Annotated in this window: 20 protein-coding genes; 2 read left to right on the top strand and 18 right to left on the bottom strand. The window is 71.1% G+C overall.

The genetic code is table 11. The features are described 5' to 3' along the window. Positions 1 to 1,180: 1,180 nt before the first annotated feature. From istB to O7605_RS19280, 7 genes are all read right to left on the bottom strand, one after another. Positions 1,181 to 1,999, bottom strand: coding sequence for an IS21-like element helper ATPase IstB (gene istB, locus O7605_RS19310; RefSeq protein WP_269740466.1), 819 nt, complete (start codon positions 1,997 to 1,999; stop codon positions 1,181 to 1,183). Beyond that, on the bottom strand, positions 1,996 to 3,672 hold the full coding sequence (gene istA, locus O7605_RS19305; protein ID WP_443083944.1) for an IS21 family transposase: 1,677 nt from the start codon (positions 3,670 to 3,672) through the stop codon (positions 1,996 to 1,998). Before istA ends, istB begins: the two co-directional genes overlap by 4 nt. Before the next feature lie 156 nt (positions 3,673 to 3,828). Further along, the gene (locus O7605_RS19300; RefSeq protein ID WP_269740464.1) at positions 3,829 to 4,410 is read right to left on the bottom strand and encodes a hypothetical protein; all 582 of its coding nucleotides are present in this window, start codon (positions 4,408 to 4,410) and stop codon (positions 3,829 to 3,831) included. 35 nt (positions 4,411 to 4,445) lie between these two features. Continuing rightward, a complete protein-coding gene (locus O7605_RS19295; RefSeq protein ID WP_269740463.1) occupies positions 4,446 to 5,642 on the bottom strand; it encodes a hypothetical protein in 1,197 nt (398 codons plus the stop codon). A gap of 68 nt (positions 5,643 to 5,710) precedes the next feature. Then, on the bottom strand, positions 5,711 to 6,412 hold the full coding sequence (locus O7605_RS19290; protein WP_269740462.1) for an ATP-binding cassette domain-containing protein: 702 nt from the start codon (positions 6,410 to 6,412) through the stop codon (positions 5,711 to 5,713). A 72-nt stretch (positions 6,413 to 6,484) separates the two neighbouring features. Next, positions 6,485 to 6,868, bottom strand: coding sequence for a hypothetical protein (locus O7605_RS19285; protein WP_269740461.1), 384 nt, complete (start codon positions 6,866 to 6,868; stop codon positions 6,485 to 6,487). A gap of 476 nt (positions 6,869 to 7,344) precedes the next feature. Beyond that, positions 7,345 to 7,536, bottom strand: coding sequence for a hypothetical protein (locus O7605_RS19280; RefSeq protein ID WP_269740460.1), 192 nt, complete (start codon positions 7,534 to 7,536; stop codon positions 7,345 to 7,347). A 297-nt stretch (positions 7,537 to 7,833) separates the two neighbouring features. Between O7605_RS19280 and O7605_RS19275 the strand changes: the two genes are divergently transcribed. Together O7605_RS19275 and O7605_RS19270 are read left to right on the top strand one after the other, a co-directional pair. Next, the gene (locus O7605_RS19275) at positions 7,834 to 8,019 is read left to right on the top strand and encodes a helix-turn-helix transcriptional regulator (RefSeq protein WP_269740459.1); all 186 of its coding nucleotides are present in this window, start codon (positions 7,834 to 7,836) and stop codon (positions 8,017 to 8,019) included. Between the two features lie 1,086 nt (positions 8,020 to 9,105). Further along, entirely contained in the window at positions 9,106 to 9,255 is a 150-nt protein-coding gene (locus O7605_RS19270) for a hypothetical protein (RefSeq protein ID WP_204027591.1), read from the top strand. A 210-nt stretch (positions 9,256 to 9,465) separates the two neighbouring features. On the opposite strand, the gene O7605_RS19265 is transcribed toward O7605_RS19270, so the two are convergent. The 11 genes from O7605_RS19265 to O7605_RS19215 all read right to left on the bottom strand — a co-directional run bounded on the left by O7605_RS19265 (position 9,466) and on the right by O7605_RS19215 (position 23,794). Next, positions 9,466 to 10,206 carry a DUF2637 domain-containing protein gene (locus tag O7605_RS19265; RefSeq protein ID WP_269740458.1) on the bottom strand — a complete coding sequence of 247 codons (741 nt, stop codon included), beginning with the start codon at positions 10,204 to 10,206 and terminating at the stop codon, positions 9,466 to 9,468. After that, positions 10,203 to 10,502, bottom strand: coding sequence for a hypothetical protein (locus O7605_RS19260; RefSeq protein ID WP_269740457.1), 300 nt, complete (start codon positions 10,500 to 10,502; stop codon positions 10,203 to 10,205). Before O7605_RS19260 ends, O7605_RS19265 begins: the two co-directional genes overlap by 4 nt. Positions 10,503 to 10,595: 93 nt before the next feature. Continuing rightward, positions 10,596 to 12,176 carry a recombinase family protein gene (locus tag O7605_RS19255; RefSeq protein WP_269740456.1) on the bottom strand — a complete coding sequence of 527 codons (1,581 nt, stop codon included), beginning with the start codon at positions 12,174 to 12,176 and terminating at the stop codon, positions 10,596 to 10,598. 367 nt (positions 12,177 to 12,543) lie between these two features. Beyond that, positions 12,544 to 15,039 carry an LppU/SCO3897 family protein gene (locus tag O7605_RS19250; RefSeq protein ID WP_269740455.1) on the bottom strand — a complete coding sequence of 832 codons (2,496 nt, stop codon included), beginning with the start codon at positions 15,037 to 15,039 and terminating at the stop codon, positions 12,544 to 12,546. Between the two features lie 342 nt (positions 15,040 to 15,381). Continuing rightward, positions 15,382 to 15,519: a hypothetical protein gene (locus O7605_RS19245; RefSeq protein ID WP_196255796.1), complete on the bottom strand. Its 138-nt coding sequence runs from the start codon at positions 15,517 to 15,519 to the stop codon at positions 15,382 to 15,384. 217 nt (positions 15,520 to 15,736) lie between these two features. After that, positions 15,737 to 17,200 carry a dihydrolipoamide acetyltransferase family protein gene (locus O7605_RS19240; protein ID WP_269742687.1) on the bottom strand — a complete coding sequence of 488 codons (1,464 nt, stop codon included), beginning with the start codon at positions 17,198 to 17,200 and terminating at the stop codon, positions 15,737 to 15,739. A 5-nt stretch (positions 17,201 to 17,205) separates the two neighbouring features. Continuing rightward, on the bottom strand, positions 17,206 to 18,195 hold the full coding sequence (locus tag O7605_RS19235; RefSeq protein ID WP_269740454.1) for an alpha-ketoacid dehydrogenase subunit beta: 990 nt from the start codon (positions 18,193 to 18,195) through the stop codon (positions 17,206 to 17,208). Beyond that, the gene (gene pdhA, locus O7605_RS19230) at positions 18,195 to 19,370 is read right to left on the bottom strand and encodes a pyruvate dehydrogenase (acetyl-transferring) E1 component subunit alpha (RefSeq protein WP_269740453.1); all 1,176 of its coding nucleotides are present in this window, start codon (positions 19,368 to 19,370) and stop codon (positions 18,195 to 18,197) included. Before pdhA ends, O7605_RS19235 begins: the two co-directional genes overlap by 1 nt. A gap of 636 nt (positions 19,371 to 20,006) precedes the next feature. Next, complete coding sequence (locus tag O7605_RS19225) at positions 20,007 to 20,417, bottom strand: hypothetical protein (protein WP_269740452.1); 411 nt, start codon at positions 20,415 to 20,417, stop codon at positions 20,007 to 20,009. 429 nt (positions 20,418 to 20,846) lie between these two features. Continuing rightward, positions 20,847 to 22,067 (bottom strand): hypothetical protein, encoded by a 1,221-nt coding sequence (locus tag O7605_RS19220; RefSeq protein WP_269740451.1) that lies wholly within the window; start codon positions 22,065 to 22,067, stop codon positions 20,847 to 20,849. Positions 22,068 to 22,117: 50 nt separating this feature from the next. Then, positions 22,118 to 23,794 carry a GTPase gene (locus tag O7605_RS19215; protein WP_269742686.1) on the bottom strand — a complete coding sequence of 559 codons (1,677 nt, stop codon included), beginning with the start codon at positions 23,792 to 23,794 and terminating at the stop codon, positions 22,118 to 22,120. Positions 23,795 to 23,799: the final 5 nt, after the last annotated feature.

Here is a 23,799-nt window from a genome sequence, read left to right as displayed (position 1 = left end):
TGGCGCCAATTCACCGTCGCGCTTGTGCAGGCGCTCGCGTGGCCGTCGGTTGTGCTTGTGGTGCTGCTGGCGTACCGGCGGCGGGTCGCGCAGCTACTCGGTGACAACTTGCGACGGCTCACAGTTGGGCCGTTCGAGGCCGAGTGGGACAGGGTTGCCGGGGAGGTAAGGGCATCCGTCGAAGCGGCGAGTCAACTCCGTGCCATAGGCGATGAACCGGAAGGCGTTCCCGCCATGCTCAACGCGGCTCGTGCCTGGGTGGACATCAATACGGCCGAAGCGATTCGTCTAGGTTGGGTAGGGGTCGTGTGGGCGCTAGATGAATGGGCTGAACGCGAGATGGAGACTATGCGGCTCGACCGGCGGCCGGAAAGGCCGCTCAGTGCAACACATCCGGGAGCCGCTGCGGTGCTCCGTGAGCTACGTGCACTTCGAGACCTTGGAACGGAGCGGCCAGGCGACCTACTTCCCCGGCACGCACGCGAATTCGTCGAACTGGCCGACGACCTAGTTGGCCTGCTCGCCAAACCGGCGCGGTCACCAGCACCGTCGGAGACTGGATAGCCGGGCAAAGGCGTGTAAGCGTACGAAAGCCCCTCACCTGAACGTTGTCCGCGTAAGGGGCTTCGATCTGGGCTGTCCCGTCTCTAGATCTCTTCGGCTGCCCTCTGCAAATGGACCGAATCGTTCTTTGCCCGAACCTCGTCCATTGACTCAACGGCGGTGGCAAGGCTACTAAAGGCGTGCTCTGGGTGAGCCTGAATCTCCGGGAAGCGCTCAAGCGCACGAATTTCCATCTGTGATAGATTCCGTACAAGGATCACAGATTCTCCGCCGCTTTTGATTCCGGCAGGTTGAATCGGCACCACTCAGGCAGGTTCTTTGGGTGCCACTTGTCGGCGGATTGATCGGCAGTCGCTGATCGTTAGCTTCTTTGGGCACCAGGTCGGGGGCTTCCATGATTGGCATCTTCATCGGGCACCAGGGCGTGACAAGGCATTCGCGCGTGGGTCGCTGCGCTGACTTGGGCTAGGGGCTGGTCTAGTATCGGGGCAGACCGGGCTCTTCCAGGCGCTGCTCCCGATGCAGCGTCTGGGGAGCCCGGCTCTGTATGTGAGGGTGGGACGCGGCGGCGCCGGGACGGTTCGTCCCGGCGCGGCTGTTCGTGTGCCGAGGGCTGTTAGCTGCGGTTGCGTTCGAGGGTGCTTTGCAGGCGGTAGGAGTCGTTGCCGGTTTCGATGAGGTAGCCGTTGAAGGTGAGTCGGTCGACGATGGCGGCGCAGAGGCGTTCCTCGGTGAAGGTTTTGTCCCATTCGGAGAAGGGCGCGTTGGAGGCGACGGCGATGGCTTTGCGTTCCTCTCGTTCGGTGAAGATTTGGAACAGCAGTTTCGCGCCGGTGCGGTCGAGGTTGAGGTATCCGAATTCGTCGAGACAGAGCAGGTCGTAGCGGGCGTAGCGGTGGAGGGTCTTTGATAGGCGTTTCTCGTTGTGGGCTTCGGCAAGTTCGTTGACGAGGTTCGCGGTGGTGGTGTAGCGGACTCGCAGGCCGTGTTCGGCGATGGCGGTGCCGATGCCGATGAGTAGGTGGCTCTTACCGGTGCCGGAGTTGCCGACCAAGACCAGTGGGGCGCCGGCTTTGACCCAGGTGGGGTTGGCGAGGTTGTTGACGTAGACGGCGTCGACCTGGGGGTTCTTGTCGTAGTCGAAGTCTTCCAGCCGTTTGGGTCGGTGGAACGCGGCGTCGCGGACGAGGCGTTGTTTGCGTCGCTCGTCGCGGTCGGCGATCTCGGCGCGGAGCAGGTCGAGCAGGAAGCCTTTGTAGTTGGCGCGGTCGCGTAGGGCTTGTTCGGCGATATCGGTGTAGCGGTCGCGGATGCTGGGCAGTCGCAACTCGGTGCAGGCGGTGTCGATGGCGGCGTCGAGCGGGTCGATGCCGGGTGCGGACTGGCGGGGTCGGGGGGTGCGGGACACCCTGCCGGTGGAAGCGATCGCGCTCACGCGGTTGTGCCTTTCGATCGATGTGACAGCAGCTGGTCGTAGATGCTCATCGGCGGTGGTTTGTGCTCGCTGCCTGAGGGCAGCCGCCGCGCGTGCAGAGAGATCACCCGGGCGCTGCCGGGAGGCGGCTCGTCGACGGGCTCGGCCAGTTCGAGTCCGTCCTCGGCGACGTGGTCAACAGGTGCCGTGGCTGCTGGTGAGTCTGTGACGATGCCGGCGTCGGCGGCCTTGCGGGCCTCGATCGCGACCAGCTCGGGGCTGCAGGAGCCGGCGTTGACGGTGGCGGTGATCCCGGCAACCAGCGCCGCGTGCGGCAGCTGCCGGTGCAGCAGCAGGACCTCGATCAGCGCCCGGGTGCCTTCGGCTTCGCCGTGCGCGGTGCGGGCGGCGGCCCAGAACGCGTCGTGCACTGACGTGAACGACCCCTCGGCGCGGGCCTGCGCCAACGCGGTCGACCCGGCCAGGGCGCCGGGCTTGACCAGAAGGATCTCCAGGTAGTGGTCCAGGTCGTCGCGGTAGTCGTAGCGGCGCGATAGGCGTGGGTGGCGGGCAACGACCTGCCGGCCGTCGAAGACGAGGACCTCGTTGGCGCGCAGGCTGACCCGGACCTTGCGGTCGATGAACCTGGCGGGGACCGAGTAGTAGCACTGCCGGACCACGATGCGGGCGTTGCGGCGCACCAGCGGCGTGAGCGTGGTGCCGAGCTCGAAGTCGTCGGCCGGCAACGGGTGCAGCAGCGGTGCCTCGGCTGCGAAGTTGAAGCCGATGCTGGCCGGCGCGCCGTGGACGTGCCGGGCGTCCTCGGCGGCGTCGATGGCAGCGAGGCGGTCGTTGAGCTCGGCCAGGGACGCGACCTGCGGGGGCGGGACGAGGTGGTTGCGGCGGAACCGGCCGCCCTCGTGCTCTACTCCGCCCTTCTCGTGGGCGCCGTCCTTGCCGGGCAGGCAGTAGAAGGCGTGGAAGCCGTAGTGGGAGCGGAACGCCACCCACCGCTGCGACTCGATGCGGCCTCGGCCGAACAGCACCTGCCGCACCGCAGGTTTGAGGTTGTCGTAGCGGATGTGCCGGGTCGGCACCCCGCCGAGGACCCGGAACGCCTCGACGTGGCCTTCCATGAACGCCTCCTGGCCCTGGGAGGCGAACACCCGGTGTACCGCCTTGCCGGAGTGCGACATCCGCAGCGTGAACAGGTAGCACTTCATCTGCGTGCCACCGACGACCGCGAACGCCTCGGCGAAGTCAACCTCCGCCTCCTCGCCCGGCGGGTGGATCTGCGGCACCATCCCATCGAGGTGCCCACGTCCCTCGCGTGCCTCGGCGAGGATCTGCGGCCGTCGGCGGGCCACGTAGTTGCGCACCGTCGAGTACGACGCGTCGGTGAAATCGTGCTCGACGGCCAGACGCTGGCAGATCCGCTCGATCGTGTGCCGCTGCTTGCGTGGCCCCACAACGTCCGAGCGCAGCATCTCGTCCACCACGGCGAGCACCGGCGTCAACGCCAACGGCCGCCCCCGAACCGGCCGCTTACGCGGCGGCGGAACAGCCGACGCGAGCGCTGCACGGACGGTGCGCCGCGACACGTGGTGCCGGCGCGCCAACTCCCGCTGCGACACCGATGGATCGGCCCGCCGATCAGCGCGAATGCGCTCGAAAATCTCGACACGCGTGGGCAATCTGGCCTCCCGATATGACCAGGATCAAGCTAAGCCCACAGAAATCGACAAGTCGAGCAAGCAAGGCATAACAGCCATTCCTGCGTGTCGAGGTGCAGTGTCACCAGGCGGGTGGCGACGCCCGGAGTGCACGCTGGCGAACCGCCGTGGCGGGCGCTAGTCGGCTTCGGTGCGTGCCGCGCGTAGCGCGTGGGCGCGCCGGCGCGTCGGGCTGGCGAACGCTGCAATGCCGGCGATTAGGATCGTGATGCTGACCGCCCAGGATGTCGGCTCGTTGTCGTGGCGGGCTGGCCAGTCGAGCGGCGGAAGGTCAGCGCCGGTGCCGGCGACGACCAGACCGGTGGTGAACAGCGTGGTGGGAATCGTCCAGCCCATGCTGAGGCGGAAGGCGGCGGCTCCGAGGAGGGAGTAGCCGAGCAGGCCGAGGTAATTGCGTATTGCGCCGGGCTCGGTGATGGTGCCGATGAGCGGTTGGGCTGCCCATGCGACCAGTCCGGCGCCGACCAGGACGGCCACGGTGAGGTAGAGCAGGTCGTGGAGGTCCACGCGGTGAACGGCGAGGTGCTCCTCCAGGGGCAAGGCTGACCAGGCCACCGCTGTGGTGAGGTAGGCGGTGAGTGCGGGCAGGACCGCGGCCCACGGCAGCGGGACCGGCTCGGTGGCGCCGATGAGGAGGTGCTGGCCCCCGAGTCCGCGGGAGACAACTGCGACGGCGATGAGGGCCAGCAACAGCGGCACTGCTCGTCGGGACTTCAGTAGTAGGCGGGGGCCGGTCATGTGAACGACTGCGGAGTCAGGGAGCAGGTGCGGACTGCGTTGGCGTGGGCGGTGAGCCACTGCTGCTGGCCTGTCATTGACAGGTTGAGGAAGCGGGCCTTGGCCTGTCGGTGTCCGGGGTCGCGTGGTGTGAACAGGTTCTCGTCGCCGACGGCCCAGGCGACGAGGAGTTGAGCCATGGCGTGAGCGGTTCTGTCACGTTGGGGCCCGTGGCCGCAGGAGTCGACGCCGAGAGCGGCGATGGCGATGTCGAGGCTCGCGCGGTCGTAGTGATGGGTGGCGGGTGCGTCGAGGGCGTACGCAATCGCGCCGGGTGTGGGCTGGCCGCCCACGCCTCGGGGTCGCTGCTCTACCCGGCTGATGGCGAACGGCGTGGGGGCCAGACGCTGGCTGATGGCCTGTGCTCGCTGACTGATCGGCGTGAGGCTGGTGGCGAAGGCGGGATGGATACACACCTCTGGCGAGCTGCCCGAACAGGACCAGATGATGTGGCGATTCACATCGACGTAGCGGCCGTTCTCGCCGATCACTGTCGCGGCGCCGCTGAGGGCCAGAGCCAGGGACGCCCCGATCGCCGGGATCACCACCCGAGTCGAGGAGCGCACCTTGGCGGCGACCAATGCCAGGGCCAGGAACCCCAGGCCGGTGAACCACAGCAGTTGTCCCCGCATGGTTGGGGTGTGCGGTGCGCTGAACGGCGGGATCAGCTCGATGGTGAACGGGAACAGCGCATACCAGGTGCCGTACTGCCCGAGGTTCCAGGTTGTGGCCAGGTAGGTGACCAGCGCGGCGGCGAACGGGGTGAACGGCCCCGGCAGGAGCACGCCCACGCCGTAGGCGATCGCTACGGTTGCGGCGAACCCGATCCCGGCTGAGGCCAGCCACCACCAGAAAGGACCACCCCACGTTGCGGCATTCGCCGTGGACAGCAGCGTCACCGCTGCGACCAGGGCGTAGGCCACGGTGGCGCAGGCCACCAGTACACCTGCCTCGACTAGTGGCGCCTGCGCTGGGTCGCGTCCCGCCAGCAGCCAGGCGTGGCGTGCGCCGCGGCGCTGTGATCGGCCTCCCGCCCACGCGGCCGTGCCCACCGCCAGCGGGGCCATCAGTACCGGGGCGCTTGTCACCGCGCCGGTGGCGTAGGCCCAGACCGTGTCCGTGTCCTTGTCCAGTTGGGCGCGGGACATGAACACGCCGACTGCTATCAAGACAGGCAGGATCCACAAGCCCGGCCCTCGGCGCAGCTCGATGCGGAGCGGGGTCAAACGCACACCACCGGCTGTCGCAGCGCGGTGAGGTAGCCGCGCTCCAGATCACTGTCCCCGTCCACCCCCGGCCTGGCGAGCCCTTCCAGCTCGCAGACCGTGCCGGTGAAAACCACCGCACCCTCATTGAGAACGATGATGGTGTCCGCAACATGCCGAGCATCGGCTACCACGTGCGTACTGACCAGCACAGCGGCCGAGCCGGCGACCTTCCGCAGGACACGGCGCAGCTCGATGCGCTGCTGGGGATCAAGACCGGCCGCTGGCTCGTCGAGAATGACCAGCTCCGGCTCGTGCACCAGCGCTTGCGCGATACCGGCCCGGCGCAACAGTCCGCCCGACAGGCTCCCCATCCGTGACCCGGCTCGACCGGACAGGCTCATCAACCCGAGAACCCGATCCACCTTCGCGCCGATGTCTCGCCTCGGAACGTTCTTCAGCCAGGCTGCGTAGGCGATAGACTCCCGGACGGTGTAGCCGGGATAGTGCGACACGACCTGCGGCAGAAACCCGATCCGCGCCGCGACGGCCCGAAGGCCGCCACGACGCAGCACATCATGACCAAGAACGCGAAGACTCCCTGCCTCCGGACGCTTGAGACCCACGATGGTGTGCAGCAGAGTCGTCTTCCCGGCGCCATTCGGCCCCAACAGCACCGTTACGCCGCGCGGGACCACGACATTGAGATCGCGAAACACATTCCGCTTCCCGTACCGCTGCGTCAATCCGTGCCCAGTGATTGGATCACCCATCGTCGGCCCTCGTTCGCGTCAGCAGGTGGCCACCTGATAGTGGTAGGAGTCATTGTAGGTCGTGTTGGTCGTGAAGAACGACCGACCATAGTAGTAAGCGGTTCGTCCGCCGTCGCAGCTGCTGGTCGAAGCATAGTAGTACGTGCCCGTCCAGTAGTCGTCGTAGCTCGATACCACCGGGTCGGGTGAGAGGGCCACGTCTCTCTTGATCTCGACCCGGAAGGTTCGGGTCACGGACGTCTGACAAAACGCGTCGTTGACAGCAGTCATGTAGCCAGAATCCTGGTAGAAGGAAATATCCCCCTGGACGCAGCCTTGAGGATCCGCCCATGCCGGGCTTGCAACTGCAATAGTGGAAAGCCCTAGGGCGGCCGCCATCACGGCTGCCGTCGATCGCCTCATGCGATTCTCCGATCATTGTTGACGGAAGCGCACGCGTGGTCGTAACGATGACTAGTCGAAATCACCCAAGCACTCTCAGTTGCCAACGTCAATGCGGCATGCGTTTGCTGCCTTCCATTTGCAGAACTCGGAAGTCGCACTTATCCAGAAATGCGTACGAAAATCCGTCAGCATCGACGACAGCAGCCTGCCCCTGGGTGGCGCCGCAGCCGGCCTACCAATCACTCATGGCGCCCGAAGAACCTGCCGATCATGGCAAAGCGCCAACAGGTGGCACCGCGAGAAGGTGCCGATCATGTCCACGGAAGCCTGACGCCAACCGTCCGCTCGGCCACGGTGGTTCCCAAACAACCCGCCCGCCCGGTGCCGAAACAGGGCGTCGAACTCAGCCAGTAGCCGCACCTTCGCCGGGCCGCACGGCCAGTGGGTACCGCACGCCGAGCAGCGCCAGGTGGGGCGGGACGGTAGGTGTTCGCTCACCGGGCGGCCTTCGCGGAGGGGCGGGTGCGTTGCGCGTACGGGGTCGGCTGGCTGTGCACCCGGCGCAGACCCGCGGGTCTCACGAACAGCCGCCGCCGGTCCGTCGCGTCGCCGTTCTGGTCGAGCTGGTAGCAGTCGACCCACGTCCAGCCGTGCGGCGGGTGCAGGTCGCTCACCTCGCGGAACACGCGCACGATGATGGGCCGCGAGAATTGCGGGGACGCTTCCCGGGTCAGGAGGTACACGCCGGGGGAGACCCGAGGCGTCCCGTCCTCCCGCGTCACCGGACACGGGGACGGTTGAGCCGGTCGGACCAGCGGGACGCGGGCACGACGTTCGCGGGCTGACGGCGGGGACCAGAGGCCGAGGGTTTGCAATCACGATGCGTGGGCATACGGCCACGTTGACGCACAGTTGACAAGTAGTCAACCCCTCCGGTGGCAACCTGCCTACCCGTGTTGCCGGAGGGTCCGCCCGTGCGAGTCATGGCGCTATCAGAGGTCGCCGACTACCTCGGCGTATCGCGCCAGCGTGCCGCGATCTTGGTCGATCGCCCCGACTTCCCCGCGCCCATCGACACCCTGACCGTTGGTCGGATCTGGGATGCGACAGACGTGCGCGCCTACGCGGAGCAGCGCGGCCGGCGGCTCGCCGACGAAGAGACCGGCTGAAGGCTGGCGGTGGATGTCGCCGCGCCGTCGGCAAGGCAGCGCGATGGCCCGCCGCGCTGACGGATTGACTGCCGGAGGCGGAAACCATGGGTGGCGAGTGGCAGGGTGTCGATATGGATGCCTTTGAAGAGCAGGCCGCCGCAATCAAGGCACATCCAGACCGGTATCGGAAGCTCGATCAGATCGTCTGTGAATGCTCGAAGCCGCATACGACGATCGCAGTCGTGTACGCCGGGAAAGACGGTCGGATGTGGCTATGGACGTCGAGCGGTCGCGGCCCAACCAACGAGCGGGACTGTGAGGACGGCAAGCCGATCTTGCCAGTAAACAGACCACCCCGAGCCGTACCGCTCCCGCGGCAGCCCGAAGATATGGCCTACTCGTCCCCAGCCATCTGTTCACGGTGCCGGAGTGGATTGCTGTTGCTCCCCGACATCGGCGTCATTCGACATGTACCGCTTGGAGCGCCGACGTGGGCGCGAGTCGTTGATTAGTCGCAGGGTGCGGTAGCCTGAGGACAGAACTCAACGCCTGACCGGGATCGGCGAACCTGACTCGTGCGCCTTGGCCGCCGCGAGGTTGAGCCCCAAGGGGGTCGCTTCGCCGTGTCTGCGCTAGAGCCATTCGTCAACGTTGGGCCTTGGGCACTGATAGCCGTTGCGGCGACCTACGCGGTGCCTCGTCTTATTGTGGCGCTGGTGGCGCTGTTCCGGGTACCGCCGGACAAACTGCCGGCCGTGTTGCGGGCGCTGGCCGAGTTGTTCAGCCTGCGGCGCTAACCGCAAGGCGGGCACACTCACCGGACGCAGGCAAATGCGCCCGTTCCCAACGCAGGGGCGGGCGCACTGCCTCGCCGACACGATCAAACCGCACAGCGCTGGGCGGCCCGAGTGCGCAAATGGCGCACCGAAAACGGCTACCTGCGGCTATCAGCCGAATGGGCATCCCCTTGTTGCAGGTTGTAGCAGCACTGGCATCGACAGGCATGAAGGAATCGCGGTACGTGCCGCCCGGGTCGCCGAGCGTGAGCTACAGCGGTTGCGGCGCGTAGGACACAGACCCCGGACTTCCGTACCGTCCCGGGGCGTGACGACCGAAGAGCAGACCAGCAGCGCGCCGCGCGACCGGCACGGCCTGATCCTCGAATACCTGCGGACCGCCCCGGGCTTCATCGCGAGCCTGAGCGGCCTCCTCGTCGCGGTGACCGGCCTTGTCGTCGCGCTGGCGGCACGTTGACCACGCCGGGCGACTGCCACGCCGCCCGGGATGCGCGGGCGTGTAAACGCCTCATCCGCCCGGCCATCGCCCGATCGGGTGTGTCCATCGTGGCCGCGAGCTGCGGCCGGGCGTGCATTGGCGGCACCCTGTCCGCCTGGGCGGCACGGCTGTCGTCCCCGCGCCGGGAGTGCGCCCGCCCGTGGCAGTTACGGGCGCTCTCCCTGCCGGTCAGCCGGTCGCCATGGCCGGCACCCGGCTCGCCTGGCGGCGCCGTGGCGGCATCTTGTCGGCGGGCATGTACCGGCGGGCGGTCCGCTCACTCATGCCCAGCCGTGCGGCGACCTGGGCGGGCGTCGCGTTCGGCTCGGCGGCGAGCAGTGCCGCCACACGGTCAGCGGTCCGGATTGGTGCCGCTAGCGTGTCCGGGGTGGCCGGCGGCGTGCTGACACGGGCGACAACCGGCAGCAGGCGCACGTCCGGCGGGACAGCCGGCGGGCGGGAGCGCGGCGGCACGGTGACAGGGGGCCGCGCGGTGGCCGTAGACAGTGCGGGGGTGCCCAGGGCCGGGGCCGGCGCTGCGAGGGCCGCAGAGAATTTCTCAACAGGCGCGGGTGGGGCTGTGCCGGACCGCGTCAGGATCTCGACCGTCAGCAGCAGCGCCACGGCGGGCCACGCCGAGACAACGCGGGCGGTTGCGTTCGGCTCGGCAACGATGACGTTCGCGGCCAGCGACGCGGCCACGCCGAGAACGAAGGCCAGCCATGCCGACCAACGCGACCGGCGACCGTCGCCGAGCGCCAGCATGGCAACGAGGATCATGCCGTCAACCGACAGCGGCCGCAGTGCGGCCAGTAGCGGCGGCTGCCCGGCGCGCTCGGCAAGCTCCCGCATGTGGTCGTACGAAGCGACAGCGGCGATCACGGTCACGGCGACCGTGCCGGCCAGTGAAGCGAAGCGACGGGCGTTCATGCGGCACCCGCCAGTGCGTCAGCGAGGGTGACGACCGGAACGCTGAACAGGGCGGCGTAGACCGGCTCGGGGAAGTCCTCGGCGCCGGGCAGGGTCACCACGGCGTCAGCGGCGCGGGCGGCGTCCATGTCCTCGGCCATCACGGCGAGCAGTTCGTCAGCGTCGACCGGGGCGGCCTCGGTCGCGGTGGTCACCAGGAACCCCGCGGCGAGCAGGGCAGCGACAGCAGCCGACAGAGCGGCAGTGGCGAGCGCGGGGGCGGCGATGTACAGGCGGCGGGTAGGGTCGTGGGCCATGGCGGAAGCTCCGTTTCCGTCTAGGGCCTCGACCAGCGGCGGAATCGCTCGGTCGGGGCCTGCCTTATTTGCTGTTGGTGCGGGTGAGAGGGCTCAGGCGGCGGGCCGCGAGGTCGTACCGTCAGCCCAGGTGATTAGCAGGCGTTCGGTGGGCTTGAAACGCACGCCGCGAGTGCCGGCGCGGGTCGCGGTGACCTTGGCGACGGCGAGGCCGAGGAGGCCCCGGCGTTCGTGCTCGGGCAGATCGAAGAACGCGGGCACGCTCTGCGCGAGGTCGAGGAGGGGCGAAATATCGGCCTCGGGGATCGGGATGCGGGCTAAGGCGTCCTCAGCGGCTTTGACCTTCGCGCGTAGCTCGGGCATGACCTCGGCGGCGTCTTCCTCAGTGAACGCCCCCGAGGCGGTAAGGCGGCGTACGCGGGCGAGGTTGGCGCGGGCGGCGTCTAGGGCGTCCTGAGCGGCATCACGGGCGGCGATGTCGTCGGGGGCGACTCGGGCGACCCATGCATCGGCGACGGCCTCTAGCAACGGGTCGCCAGGCTCCAGGGCGGCGAGGCGGTAAAGGAACGCGAGCGACACGGCGTCGTCGGTCTCGACGGTTGGAGCGGTGAACCCGGCACAGTCTCGGCCGTTGCCGTACCGGCCGCAGCGGTAGACCTTTCTACCGGCGGCCCCGCTCTGCGCTGTCCGACCGTCGCACTCGGAGCAGCGCAGGACGTCGGTCAGCAGCGCAGCCGAGCGCCGGTCGCCACGCCGGAGGAACCGTCCGCCCTCGGCGAGGGTCGCCGAGCGACCGTCGAGGGCGCCCAGGATGCGGGCACGCTCGCCCGGGGTGATGACGCCTTCGCCGACGCTGACGGTCTGGCCGCGTTCATCGCGGAACGGCTCGGCGACCGTCGCCCATCGGCCCGAGGTCGTGCGCTCGCGGATGCTCTGAAGACCCGCCCAGCCGGGCGAGCGGACCATATTGGATACGGTGCCGACCCCCCAGGACTTTCCGCGCGGCGAGGGTATGCCGCTGTCGTTGAGACCCTTTACGGTCTGCCAGATCGTCCGTCCGGCGAGCAACTCGTCAGCGATGCGCCGAGCGACCGGGTAGGAATCGGGGTCGCGGGCGAGCTGGCCGTCAGCGATGCGCAGACCGAACGGAGGCGGCCCGCCGAGCCAGCGGCCCTCAGCCCGCCGGAAGCGCTTCGTCCGACTGACCCGACGCGACAGGTTCTCGACCTCCTCGCGGGCGATCTCGGCGCGGATGATCAGTTCCAACCGGCGGCGTGGATCCCCCGTGTCGGTACCGTCCGCGCCGACGATCCGTCGAGAACCGTCGGCGTGCTCATCCAGCAGTTTGCCGATCTCGACCGCGCCGCGGCGGTCTGCCCGGTCCAGTGACCAAGTTAGGAGGGTGCGGAAGAGGTCACCGACACGGAGCCATTCCAGGGCCTTTTTCCACTCGGGGCGGGCCTTCAGCGAGAACCGGGACGCCCCGGTCCCCTCACGCTCGATGAAGACATACACGACGATGAGGCCGAGTCGAGCGGCCAGGTCGCGCAGCTCGGTCTCTTGCTCGGCCAGCGACCGACCGTTGCGGGCATCGCCCTCGGCGTTGCGATGCGAGCGGCGCAGGTAGAGGGCACAGCACCTCGGAGGGTCTAGTTGATCGGCTGGGTGGGTCATGCGGCGAGCGTAGGAAGGAGGTCGTTAGACCGTCAATGACGTCAAAGAATCCGCTATGACGATCCTGCCTCGGAGGTCGGCGAGCGTCAGCCGCCGCCCGCCGGTGTTCAGCCAGGCCCGACCCCGCAGTTCGGGAGCCCGCACGCGTGCACTCACGACCCCATCGTGCCCCACCGGTGGACGCCCACCAGCGCGAAGGGAAAGGCCGGCGCGGCGACGGAAATGGATTGCGGCAACGCGGGCCCTCACGCTGGCCGGAAGGCGCGACGTGCCGCGAACTGGGAGCTTGGCCGGCGGGCAGGGCGAGCCCCGAAACAGCGGCGGCGGGGTCACGGATCAACCGTGACCCCGCCGTCGTTGCGCCGGCTCAGCCGCCGGTTGCCTCCTTGAGGCAGAGCACCGGGTTGGCGGTAGCGCCGCGCAGGTCCACGTGCGGCATGGCCGGGTCGGGGCACTTGTCCTTCGACTCGACCTTGGACACCACGCTGAATGCCTCCGGCTCGGCACAGTCGGCGGCCACCGCGGTGCTGCCGGAACGCTTGACGCACGAGCCGATCGGCGGGTCGAAGGCGTTGGCGTCGTCCGACCCGCCGACCATGCCGAGCAGCATCAGCAGGCCGAGCGGAATGGCCAGGATGAGCACGGCGGCGACCAGTACCGCGGCGAGCACCCGTCCGTTGCGTACCTTCGGTGCCGGGGCTTCCGCAGCTGGTTCGGCGACCGGCTTGAAGGCGTCGAAGCGGCCCTGCTCCGCCTCGCCCGATCCGCTGCCCGGACCCGGGCTCCACGGCGGTGCGGACTGTGGCGGCGGGGGGTACGCCGGGTTGTGCTCGCCGCCCGGCTCGGACCGGAAGGGAGCGCCGTAGGTGCCACCTGGACGCTCGGACGGCCCGCCGAACGGGTCGTTGCCCGGGGCGCCGAACGGGTCACGCGGCGCGCCGCCGAACGGGTCGGCCGGGCGATCCGGCTCGGCGTGCGGCCGTACGCCGTTGACCGGCCGGTTGGCCGGCGGCGCGTCGACGAAGGACGGCATCCCCGGGGGGAAGGGAGGTGGGGCGGCCGGCGACGCCGGAGCGGCCGGACCGGCGAAGGCGTTCGGCCCGCCCATCGGCGGCTCCCGGTCGGCGAAGCGGGGCTCCGAGGCCGGCTCGAACCGCTCCGGGGCCGGCTCGTACCGCTCCGGGCCCTGATCGCCGCGCGCCGCGCCCGGGTCACCGTCGAACCGACCCGGACCCTGGTCGAAGCGGGGCACCAGCGGCTGCTCGCCGTGCTCCGGCGCCGGCTCCTCGGTGCGGGCCGGCCGGCCGTACACCCGTGGTTGGGGTGCGGGCGAACCGGCCGGGCGAGCCGGATGGTCGGCCGGGGGCATGACCCGACTGGACAGTGGCACGGACGCGCTCGCCGCGACACCACCGCCGGCCGGCGACGCCGGCCGGCCCTCGGCCTCGGGAGAGGTACGGGGCGCCGGAATCGCCGGGGACTGCGACTCGTCGTGTCGGGGCTCGGGTTGGCCCCAGGCCGGGCCACCGGCCGACCCGGCCGGGTCGTCGGTGAACGGCGGGGGCTGGGCGAAGTCCGCGGGCGGCGTGGCGGCCAGGCTGGCACCCGGCACTCGCTGCTCCTGCGGCGGCAACGGCACCATGTTGGCCGGGGAGATGCCCGGTGCGGGTGCCGGCTGGTAGACCGGATCGTCGGATCGGCCCGGATCGGGCTCGGCGTTGGTTCGGGGCGCGGCGGGCTCCGCGGCCGGCTGACCCCACGCCTCTCCGGGTGCCCATGGCTGGATGTCCGGCATGGCGTTCCGGTCGGCGGCGGTCCGGGACGGCAGCGGCTCGGCGGACGGGCTCCAGGACGGCGGCGGCCCGGCAGCGGGGTTACCGCCGGCCCAACCGGCCGGCTCCTCCTGGGCGGGGGTGGCCCAGTCGGGTTGCGCCGGCCGGTCACCGCCCGCGTGCCAGCCCTCCGCCGGCTGGTCGCTCGCCCAACCGCCGGCGGGTTCCCGCCGCTGGCCGGCTGCCCAGCCGGACTGCTCCGGTTGCTCGGCGGGCCACGCCTCGGCGTGGGACGACCCGTCGGTGGGCCGCTGTTGCTGACCCGCGTCGGCGACCGGCACCTGAGCGCTGGCCCGGGCCGCCGGCTCGCGGGTCGGCGTCGGCTGGTCGTTCTGCGCCCAGGCCGGTTGGTGGGGCTCGGGCTGACCGGCGGTCGAGGCCCAGCCGGGGGTCTGATCGTCGGTTCGGGGCACGCCGGCCCAGTCGGGCTGCTGACCGCCGGCCCAGCCGCTGGGCGCTGCCGGGTTGGCCTGGGCTGCGGCGGCCTGACCGTTGGCCCAGTCCGGCTGGCTGGTGGTCCAGTCCGGCTGGCCGGCCGGTGGTTGACCGTTGGCGCGGTCGGGCTGGCTGGCCGCCGGCTGGTTCGGCGTCCACTCTGCCGGCTGCGCGGTGTCCGCAGTGGCGGGATCGGTGGCCCAGGCGGGTCCGGCCTGGCCGCCGTTCGCCCAGGCGGGCCCCTCCGATGTGGGCGGACCGGCCGGCGCCCAACCCGGGGTCGGCTGCTGCGGCTGGTCCCCCTGGGGCGCCCAGGGCTGCTGGTTGCCGGCGGGTTGGTCCCAGTTGCCGGGCCCGGCCTCCGCCTGACGCGTCGCCTGGGCGCTGCCCCAGGCGTTGCCCTGCTGGTTCGCCCAGGCTGGTGCGGACGTGTCCGGGCGGGCGGGTGGTGGCGGAGCCCAACCGAGGTCGGGGGCGGTCGCGCCGTACCCGTTGTCCTGCTGAGTCGGACGGTCGCCGTACGGCGCCGGTCCGCCGCCGCCCGGCGGCGCCTCGTCCGGCTCCTGGCCGGGGCGGTGCGGGCCCTCGGACGTCATGCGTGCGCCTCCTCCATCACATGTCGGCCGCCGTCGCCGATGGTCTCGGCAGGGCAGCCGGCGGTGCCGGCGTACCGGCGATGCCGGCTCCCCGCACCGTATCCCGGTAGCCGCTGGTGGGCTTCCGGGGAGCTTCGATCGTCACTGTCCGTCGCCGGGCGGTGTCGAGGTGCTTCTATCGCCTCGGCCTGCCCCGAGCGCGGACGACGACCGAGCCCCACCGTACCGGGCGCTGCTTCGGGGCGGTATCCCGGTGTCAGCGGCCGGTCGTAACGCCGACGACCCGCCCGGTGTGCCCGGGCGGGTCGTCGATCTGGAGGAGGCGGATAACGTCGTGTGGCGTCAGTGCATGTGACGCTGGGCGATGGCGAGGATCTCGTCGCGGACCGCGGGCGAGTTGGCGGAGCGCAGGGCCCGCTCGATGGCACGGGCGCGGCGGTTGGCGTCGCGGCGGTTGCGGATTCGCTCGATCATGCTCATGGTGTCTCTCCTCCTGGCTATTCGGTTGTCGTCCCGTCGTCTCCTCCATTGAAGCGCAGCGGGATCGGATTCTCCAGCGATTATTAGGTGAGCTGAGCCACCAGCCTACGAATCTTAGGTAAGCCACCCTCAGCAGCAACCTTTTCTTCGTCAAACGGCAACGGCCGGTGCGCCGGGCGGTAACCCGTGGCGCACCGGCCGTAGCCGTCCTGACGCGTCAGGTCCAGGCGAGCAGCGTCGCCTCCGGATCGGCGAGGAAGTCGCCCACGTCACGGAGGAACTTCGACCCCAGCTCACCGTCGATGATCCGGTGGTCGAAGGAGAGGCCGAGCGTGGTGACCAGGCGCGGCTTGACCTTGCCCTTGTGGACCCAGGGCTGCTCGCGTACCGCACCGAACGCCAGGATCGCCGACTCACCCGGGGGCAGGATCGGCGTTCCGGTGTCCACCCCGAACACCCCGACGTTGGTGATGGTCAGGGTGCCGCCGGACATGTCGGCCGGCGAGGTCCTCCCGGCCTTGGCGGTCTGCACCAGGTCGGTCATGGCGTCGGCCAGCTCACGCAGAGTCAACCGGCCGGCGTCCTTGATGTTCGGCACGATCAGGCCGCGTTCGGTGGCCGCCGCGATGCCGAGGTTCACGTACTCCTTGACGACGATCTCGTCGCCGGCCCAACTGGAGTTGACCATCGGGTGCCGCCGGACCGCCAACAGCACCGCCTTGGCGACCAGCAGCAGCGGCGAGACCCGTACGTCACGCCACTCCCGCCGCCCGCGCAGCCGGTCCAGCGCCTTCATGGCGCGGGTCACGTCCACCGTCAGGAACTCGGTGACGTGCGGGGCGGTGAAGGCCGAGCGGGACATGTTCTCGGCGGTGAGGCGACGTACCCCCTTGACCGGGATGCGCTGCTCACGATCCGCGCCGAAGCTCGCGGCCGAGCTGACCGGGCTGGTGACCGTCAGCGGCTCGGCCGCCGCCGGGGCCGCCGCCCGCTGTACGTCCTCCCGGGTGATCGAGCCCGACGGGCCGGACCCGGTGAGCGCGCTCAGATCGACCCCGAGGTCCTTGGCGAGCTTGCGCACCGGCGGCTTGGCCAGCACCGGTCCGCTGCTCCGGCCGTTGCCGTTGACCGCCGGGGACGGAGACCGCACCGGTGCCGGGACGACCGGCGCCGGGCTGTGCTGCACCGGTGCCGCCGCCGGAGCGGAGGCGGCCGGAGCAGCGCCCTTCCGGGGGCGACGCTTGGCCGCCGTGGTGCGCGGGCCGTACCCGACGAGGACGGCGGTACGGCCACCCGGGGCGGGACCACCGATCAGGCCCGGCTCGACCGCACCCTCGGTCGGCGCGACCTCGACGGCGGCCAACGACGCCGCCGACGGGGTGGGCAGGTCACTGGTGGACGCACCGGTGGTGGACTGTTCCGCCGGGCCGGCGCCCGGTTCGGTGTCGATCGCGATGATCGGGGTGCCGACCTCGACGGTCGAGCCCTCCGGGTGGAAGATCGCCTGAACCTGGCCGGCCCACTTCGCCGGGATCTCCACGGCCGCCTTCGCCGTCTCCACCTCGACGATCGGCTGGTTCAGCTCGATCGTGTCGCCCACCTTGACCAGCCAGGCGAGGATCTCGCCCTCGGTCAGACCCTCGCCCAGGTCGGGCAGGTTGAATTCCTTGATCCGCGACATGCCGCTCACCAGCCGAAGGTGCGGTCGACGGCGTCGAGCACCCGGTCGAGGTCGGGAAGGTACTCCTCCTCCACCCGGGCCGCCGGGTAGGGGGTGTCGAAGCCGGCCACCCGCAGCACCGGCGACTCCAGCGAGTAGAAGCACTCCTCGGTGATCCGGGCCGCGACCTCCGCACCCATGCCCAGGTTGGACGGGGCCTCGTGCACCACCACCGCGCGGCCGGTACGGCGCACCGACTCGTACACCACGCCGAGATCCAGCGGGGAGAGCGTGCGCAGGTCGATGACCTCCAGGTTCCGTCCGTCCTCGGCAGCGGCGGTCGCCGCGTCGAGGCAGGTACGCACCATCGGGCCGTACGCGAGCAGGGTGGCGTCGGTGCCGGCCCGCGCGACCCGGGACGCGTGCAGCGGGTACGCCTCGGACAGCGGGGCGTCCAGGTCGACCGGCCCCTTCTCCCAGTAACGCCGCTTCGGCTCCAGGAAGACGATCGGGTCGTCCGAGGCGATGGCCTGCTGGATCATCACGTACGCGTCCTGCGGGTTGGCGCAGGAGACCACCTTCAGCCCGGCGGTGTGCGCGAAGTACGCCTCGGGCGACTCGGAGTGGTGCTCCACCGCGCCGATGCCGCCGCCGAACGGGATCCGGATCACCATCGGGATGTTGAGCTTGCCCCGCGAGCGGTAGTGCATCTTCGCCACCTGCGACACGATCTGGTCGTACGCGGGGTAGACGAAGCCGTCGAACTGGATCTCGCAGACCGGACGGTAGCCCCGGATGGCCAGGCCGACCGCGGTGCCGATGATGCCGGACTCGGCCAGCGGGGTGTCGATCACCCGCTGGTCACCGAAGTCCTTCTGCAACCCGTCGGTGATCCGGAAGACGCCGCCGAGCTTGCCGACGTCCTCGCCCATGATGACGACCTTCGGGTCGTTCTCGAGCGCCCTGCGCAGGCCGGCGTTGAGGGCCTTGCCGAGGGTGAGCGTCTCCGTGGCCATCAGTGCACGCTCCCCTCGAACGACTCCAGGTACCGGCTGAACTGCTCCCGCTGCTGGTCGAGCAGCGGCGACCCGTTGGGGTAGACGTGGTCGAAGATGGTGCCCGGCTCCGGGTTCGGCATGGCGAGCACCCGCTCACGCAGGTCCACCGCCTCGCGGCGAGCCTGCTCGTCGACCTCGCCGAAGAAGCCGGCGTCGGCGATCTTCTCCCGCTCCAGGAACGCCTTCATCCGGGCGATCGGGTCCTTGGCCTGCCACGCCTCGACCTCGCTGGCGATCCGGTAGCGGGTCGGGTCGTCGGAGGTGGTGTGCGCGCCCATCCGGTAGGTGTACGCCTCGATCAGGCTCGGGCCCTGCCCGTGCCGGGCGTTGTCCAGCGCGTGCCGGGTCACCGCGTACGTGGCCAGCACGTCGTTGCCGTCGACCCGGATGCCGGGGAACCCGAAGCCGGCGGCCCGCCGGTACAGGGGGATGCGGGTCTGCCGCTCCAGCGGCTCGGAGATGGCGTACTGGTTGTTCTGGCAGAAGAACACCAGCGGTGAGTTGAACACGCCGGCCCAGACGAACGCCTCGTTGACATCGCCCTGGCTGGTGGCGCCGTCGCCGAAGTAGGCGATCACCGCCTCACCGTCGTCGGTGCCGGTCCGGCCGTCCATCGCGACGCCCATGGCGTAGCCGGTGGCGTGCAGGGTCTGCGCGCCGATCACGATGGTGTACATGTTGAACTTGAACTCGTTCGGGTCCCAGCCACCCTGGTCGACCCCACGGAACAGGCCCAGCGGCATGATCGGGTCGATGCCACGGCAGTAGAGCACGCCGTGCTCTCGGTAGGTCGGGAAGGCCATGTCCTGCGTACGCAGCGCCCGGCCGGAACCGACCTGCGCCGCCTCCTGGCCCAGCAGGCTCGCCCAGATGCCCAGCTCGCCCTGTCGTTGCAGGGCCGTCGCCTCGGCGTCCAGCTTGCGGACGAGCACCAGGTCGCGGTAGAGGCCGCGGTACTCCTCGTCGGTGAAGTCGACGCGGTACTCGGTGCCGTCCGGGCCGGTCACGCTCTCGATCCGCTCGCCCGAGGGCGTGAGCAACTGCACCAGCTCCGGATCGCCGGTCGTGGCCTTCCTGGATCGGGGTGCGGCTCGCCGGCCGCGGGCCGGAGCCCCGGGGTCGCCCTTTGCCATCCGTCTCTCCCTGTCGTGTCTGCGTCGGCACCGGGGGGTCACCCGGCCGCGCGACTCGTGCGCCCGTCCCGGCTGGTGCCGGGATGGTTCCTGGCGGCCGCGCCTGACCCCGGTAGGGGTTGCCGCGCGGCATGAGCCGGATTCTGGCCGAACCCGGTTCGGGAGCGCCGGTGCCCAGTCGCGCCTACCGCGTGGGTGCGCGGAGGTCGCGGCTGCGCTGCCGCCGTGGCTCCAGTTTCGCATCAGAGGTGAGGCGTCCCACACCCCGCCCGCCCCGCATCCGGTGACCGGCCCGCTTCGTTACCCGAAGTGCCGCAGTGTCGGGCCGAGCGACTCCCGGCCGTTCCGGTGGTGGTTCGTCACCATTCGGCCAGATACGCGTGTCGACACGCGGTGTGGTCTTGGCTGACGCAGAGTCACTGCCCCAGGCTGATCGCGCGGGTCGGCTCCCGCTTCCGAGAGGCCCGCGAGGGCGCCCGGGCGGCGGCCTCGACCAGGGGTGACGACGAGGGGGTGCGTGGTGTCCGAACCAGGTGAAGGCCCCGGCGCGCCGGTCCTCGGCCGGCATCGGGCGCCCGGCTACCGGCGCGTGGTGGGTGCGCACCGGGCCGTGCGTACCGCCGGGCCGACCCGGGGCTACCTGCTGACGGTGGCGCTGCTCGCGGGCACCGCCTCGATGCCGGTTCTCGCCGCGATCAGCACCGGCTCCGCGACGGTCGGCAGTACGGCGCTGCCGGACGGCAGCACGCCGTTCATCCCGACACCCTCCGTCGGACCGGTGGTGGTCCCACCGCCACCCAGTGGCTCGCCGACCGCCATCGTGACCGCGGTGCCCTCGGTCGAACCGGCGGCGCCGCCGGTCATCCCCGTGCTGCCGACGCCCCGACCGACGATCGTCGGTCCACCGGTCGAGCACACGCCGGCCCGTCGCCCCGGCGCGCCGGCGACCGCGCCCGCCCCCCGGACACCCACCAGCACACCGGCCCCTCGCCCGGCGCCCGTCCCGACCCGGACACCCGCGCCGGCCCCGACCAGCGGCTCGCCCACGCCGACCGCCTCGGCCGATCCAACCGCCTCGGTCGATCCGAGCGGCCCGGTCGAACCGACCGCGTCCAGCGACCCGTCTCCCGCGAGCCCGGGCCCGTCGACCGATCCCTCCGCGTCCGCCGATCCGGGCCCGTCGGACGGTCCTACCGCGTCCGCCGAACCGACCACGTCGAGTGACCCGGGGCCGACGACCGACCCGAGTGCGTCCAGCGGTCCTTCCGCATCCGCCGCGCCGACCGTGCCGGGGGTCCGCGTGGCGGTGGGTCCGCGCCGGAGCCCCCACCGACCAGCATCGTGACCGAACCGGCTGTGCTCGGCACACCCGAGCGCAACGGCAGCGTCCGGTCCCGACTGCGGGCGCGGTGCCGGCCCGGCGGACCGCCCGGCGGTGCCGTGCGTCCGGCGGTCCGGTGACCGCGTAGGTGCGGGTCAGCCGTCGTCGGCGAGACGGTGCCGGTTGGCCTCGATCCAGGCGTCCAGTGCCGCCGGATCGTCCGGGTCGATGCCGTCGGCCATCAACTGGGCCACCGCGGCGGTGGCCGGGCTGCGCCGCTCGCCGGTCGCGTAGAGCCGGACGAACTCCGGCACCATCTCCTCGATCGCCGCGTCCGTGGCGACAGCCGCCGACTCGGGCAGCCCGCGCCGGTGGGCCGCGTACCCGGCCCAGGCGCGCAGTACCCGGGGCAGCATCGCCGCGTCGTCCATGTCGAGTACGGCGCGGCGGTGCACCCAGTCGAGCAGGAAGAGACCGGCGACCGTCGGGCTCCACCGCAGCGGGTCGGCGTCGGGGAAGGTGGCGGCGTGGTCGAGCAGCAGGCCCAGACAGAAGTGCAGCGAGGCCAGTTCGGCGTCGTCGACCGCATCCAGTCCGGCCCGGGCGGCGTCCGGTGAGCCCAGAAAACGACGGATCTCCGCGGCTCGCTCGGCGTCGGGCAACGGGTCGTCGGCCTGCCGGGGCGGTGGTGCGGTCGCGGCCGGCAGCACCGCCAGCCGGGCCCCGACCAGTGCCCGGTCGGTGGCGAGTGAGGCGGCACCGGGCAGTTGGCCCAGATGATCGGTCACGGCGAGATGCCGGCTCACCTGGTCGCGCATCCGGGTCGGGCTCTCCTCCCGGAACCAGGTCAGCTCGTCCTCGTCGCACAGTTGCCTGACCTGCTCCAGGATCCGGCCGGCCGGACCGCCGACGAAGACGTCCTTGGTGATGCCGATGTTGTGGTCGATCAGGGCGACCAGGGCGTGTTCCGGCCCTCCGGTGGCATCGTCGTAGGCGAACGTGGCCAGGTAGGAGGTCTGGTCGCCGTACACGTCGCCGTACGCCCAGGTGCCGGTGACGTGCACCTTGCCGAGCTGCCCGGACCAGGCCGGCGCGGTCGCACCGGGCCGCACCCGGTCGGCGCCCGCCGCGTCCGGCACCAGGGCCGCGAAGACGGCCCGGACCGTCGTCGCCGCGACCGCCCGTCGTCGCGAGGTGGCGGCGAGGAACTCGCCCACGAAGTCGCGCACCGCCGCCTCCCGGTCCGTCTCGGCGACCTCGTACACGCTGCCGAGCAGGGCCGCACCGAGCATCTCCGCGTCGAGGGCCGAGTCGAGCTTGGTCACGTCGCGTGCGGCGTGCAGCACCGCTTCGTAAGGGGTCTGTGGCGTGGCCATGACTCGACCCTACGCCGATCGCGCGGGGTCCAGGAACGTTCGGTGGCCGGTCAGCGGTGCCGGGCCACTTCGAGGACGGTGCGTGCGTCGGCGTGCGCGGCGATCACCGCCCGCACCGGGGCCAGCACCTGCTGTTCGCCGACACCGGCGACGGCCCGGGTCAGCCGCGCCTCCGCCCGCTGTCGAGCCTGCCGCGCCGCCCACCTCACCAGCGGCCGGGTCAGTGCCGCGACGAGCGCCCCGGTCAGCAGTCCACCGAGCAGCAGCAGGGTCGGCACCGGTACTTCACCGACCATCGGGTGCCGCAACTCCGGCAACCCGAGTGCCCGCATCGCGTAACCGAGGACCAGCCAGCCCAGCCCGGCCGCCGCGGCGAGCGTCACCAGCCACTGCACCCCGCCGACCAGTCGCCACCAGAGACGGGGACGGTCGACGCCGAGATCGGCGCTGGCCAGCGCGCCGTCCAGGGCGTCCGGCAGGTCGCCGAGGCGGGACCGGGCCGCCGCGGCCATCGCGTCCGGCCAGGCGTTGGGCAGCCCGGCCCCGGCCCGCTCGGCCACCGTCCGCAGCGCCAACGCCAACGCCGACTTGTCGGCCGCGTTGGGCTCGGGTACCGAGGTCGCGGCCACCAGGCTCTCCGCCGGGTCACCGCCGGCCCGCCGGTCGGGCAGATGCAGCCGGCGCAGCGGATCGGCCCGCAGCCGCCGCCAGAGCCGCAGCAGGGGCCAGCCGGTGGCCGCCGCGGCGCGATGCCGGTACGCCTGCTCGACCGCCGCCACGACCGTCGGCACGCCCGCCGCCTTGCACAGGGCACGGTCCAGCGCGGTGACCGCGGGATCGTCCGCGGCGAGCGCGGTGCGGGGCGCACCGACCATGTCGTCCAGCGCGTCGACGACGGCGTCGACGTCACCGGAGAGGCGACGCAGCGCGGCCTGTCGTTCGGCGACGGTACGTTCCAGCGCCGCCCGCAGCCGCTCCGGGCCGTCCGGGTCGGCGACGGTGGTGGCCAGCAGCGGCACCTCGGCCAGCCCGTCCGCGTCGAGCAGGCGGCGCAGGTCGGCCAGTACCCGGGGCACCTCGGCCGGAGGCAGCCGGTCGGTCTGGTTGAGCACGACCACCGTCACGTCCCGGTGCCGGTGGAACTCGCGGAGGTAGCTGCGGTGCATCACCCGGTCGGCGTACTTCTGCGGGTCGACCACCCAGACCACCAGGTCCACGAGGCCGAGCAGCCGGTCCACCTCCAACCGGTGCGAGTGCTCGACGGAGTCGAAGTCCGGCAGGTCGAGCAGGATCAGCCCGTGCAGCGTGGACTCGTCGTCGCCGTCGAGCAGGCTCTCCCGGACGAACCGGTGGCGGGGCAGCAACCCGAGCCAGTCGAGCAGCCGGGTGCCTCCGTCGAGGGGGCCCCAGACGCAGGCGTGCGTCACACCGGTGGTGGGCCGGCGTACCCCGACGGGTGAGAGGTCCATCCGGGCCATCGCGTTGAACAGACTCGACTTGCCGCTGCCGGTGGCCCCGGCCAGCGCCACCACGGTGTGGTCGCGGGACAGCGCCAGCCGGGTGCCGGCCCGTTCGACAAGGGTGCGGGCCGGCACCAGCGGGGTGTCCGGTAGGTGCCCGTCGACGATGCCGAGGAAGCGCCGCACCGCCTCCAGCCGGGCGACCAGTTGATCGGCGTCCACCCGCCCGTCGGCGATCCGTAACGCCTCGCGGAGGCGCCCGCCCATGCCGG

This window comes from Verrucosispora sp. WMMA2121 (genome assembly GCF_027460185.1).
In the GTDB taxonomy this organism is placed as follows: domain Bacteria; phylum Actinomycetota; class Actinomycetes; order Mycobacteriales; family Micromonosporaceae; genus Micromonospora; species Micromonospora palythoicola.
This window is presented reverse-complemented; position numbering and strand designations above follow the sequence as displayed.

What these genes read in the sequence shown, in the direction of transcription:
- O7605_RS19285 (WP_269740461.1), bottom strand. Translation starts at nt 6,868, where the DNA reads ATGAGGCGATCGACGGCAGCCGTGATGGCGGCCGCCCTAGGGCTTTCC.
- O7605_RS19275 (WP_269740459.1), top strand. Translation starts at nt 7,834, where the DNA reads ATGGCGCTATCAGAGGTCGCCGACTACCTCGGCGTATCGCGCCAGCGT.
- O7605_RS19265 (WP_269740458.1), bottom strand. Translation starts at nt 10,206, where the DNA reads ATGAACGCCCGTCGCTTCGCTTCACTGGCCGGCACGGTCGCCGTGACC.
- O7605_RS19260 (WP_269740457.1), bottom strand. Translation starts at nt 10,502, where the DNA reads ATGGCCCACGACCCTACCCGCCGCCTGTACATCGCCGCCCCCGCGCTC.
- O7605_RS19255 (WP_269740456.1), bottom strand. Translation starts at nt 12,176, where the DNA reads ATGACCCACCCAGCCGATCAACTAGACCCTCCGAGGTGCTGTGCCCTC.
- O7605_RS19250 (WP_269740455.1), bottom strand. Translation starts at nt 15,039, where the DNA reads ATGACGTCCGAGGGCCCGCACCGCCCCGGCCAGGAGCCGGACGAGGCG.
- O7605_RS19245 (WP_196255796.1), bottom strand. Translation starts at nt 15,519, where the DNA reads ATGAGCATGATCGAGCGAATCCGCAACCGCCGCGACGCCAACCGCCGC.
- O7605_RS19240 (WP_269742687.1), bottom strand. Translation starts at nt 17,200, where the DNA reads ATGTCGCGGATCAAGGAATTCAACCTGCCCGACCTGGGCGAGGGTCTG.
- O7605_RS19235 (WP_269740454.1), bottom strand. Translation starts at nt 18,195, where the DNA reads ATGGCCACGGAGACGCTCACCCTCGGCAAGGCCCTCAACGCCGGCCTG.
- pdhA (WP_269740453.1), bottom strand. Translation starts at nt 19,370, where the DNA reads ATGGCAAAGGGCGACCCCGGGGCTCCGGCCCGCGGCCGGCGAGCCGCA.
- O7605_RS19220 (WP_269740451.1), bottom strand. Translation starts at nt 22,067, where the DNA reads ATGGCCACGCCACAGACCCCTTACGAAGCGGTGCTGCACGCCGCACGC.
- O7605_RS19215 (WP_269742686.1), bottom strand. Translation starts at nt 23,794, where the DNA reads ATGGGCGGGCGCCTCCGCGAGGCGTTACGGATCGCCGACGGGCGGGTG.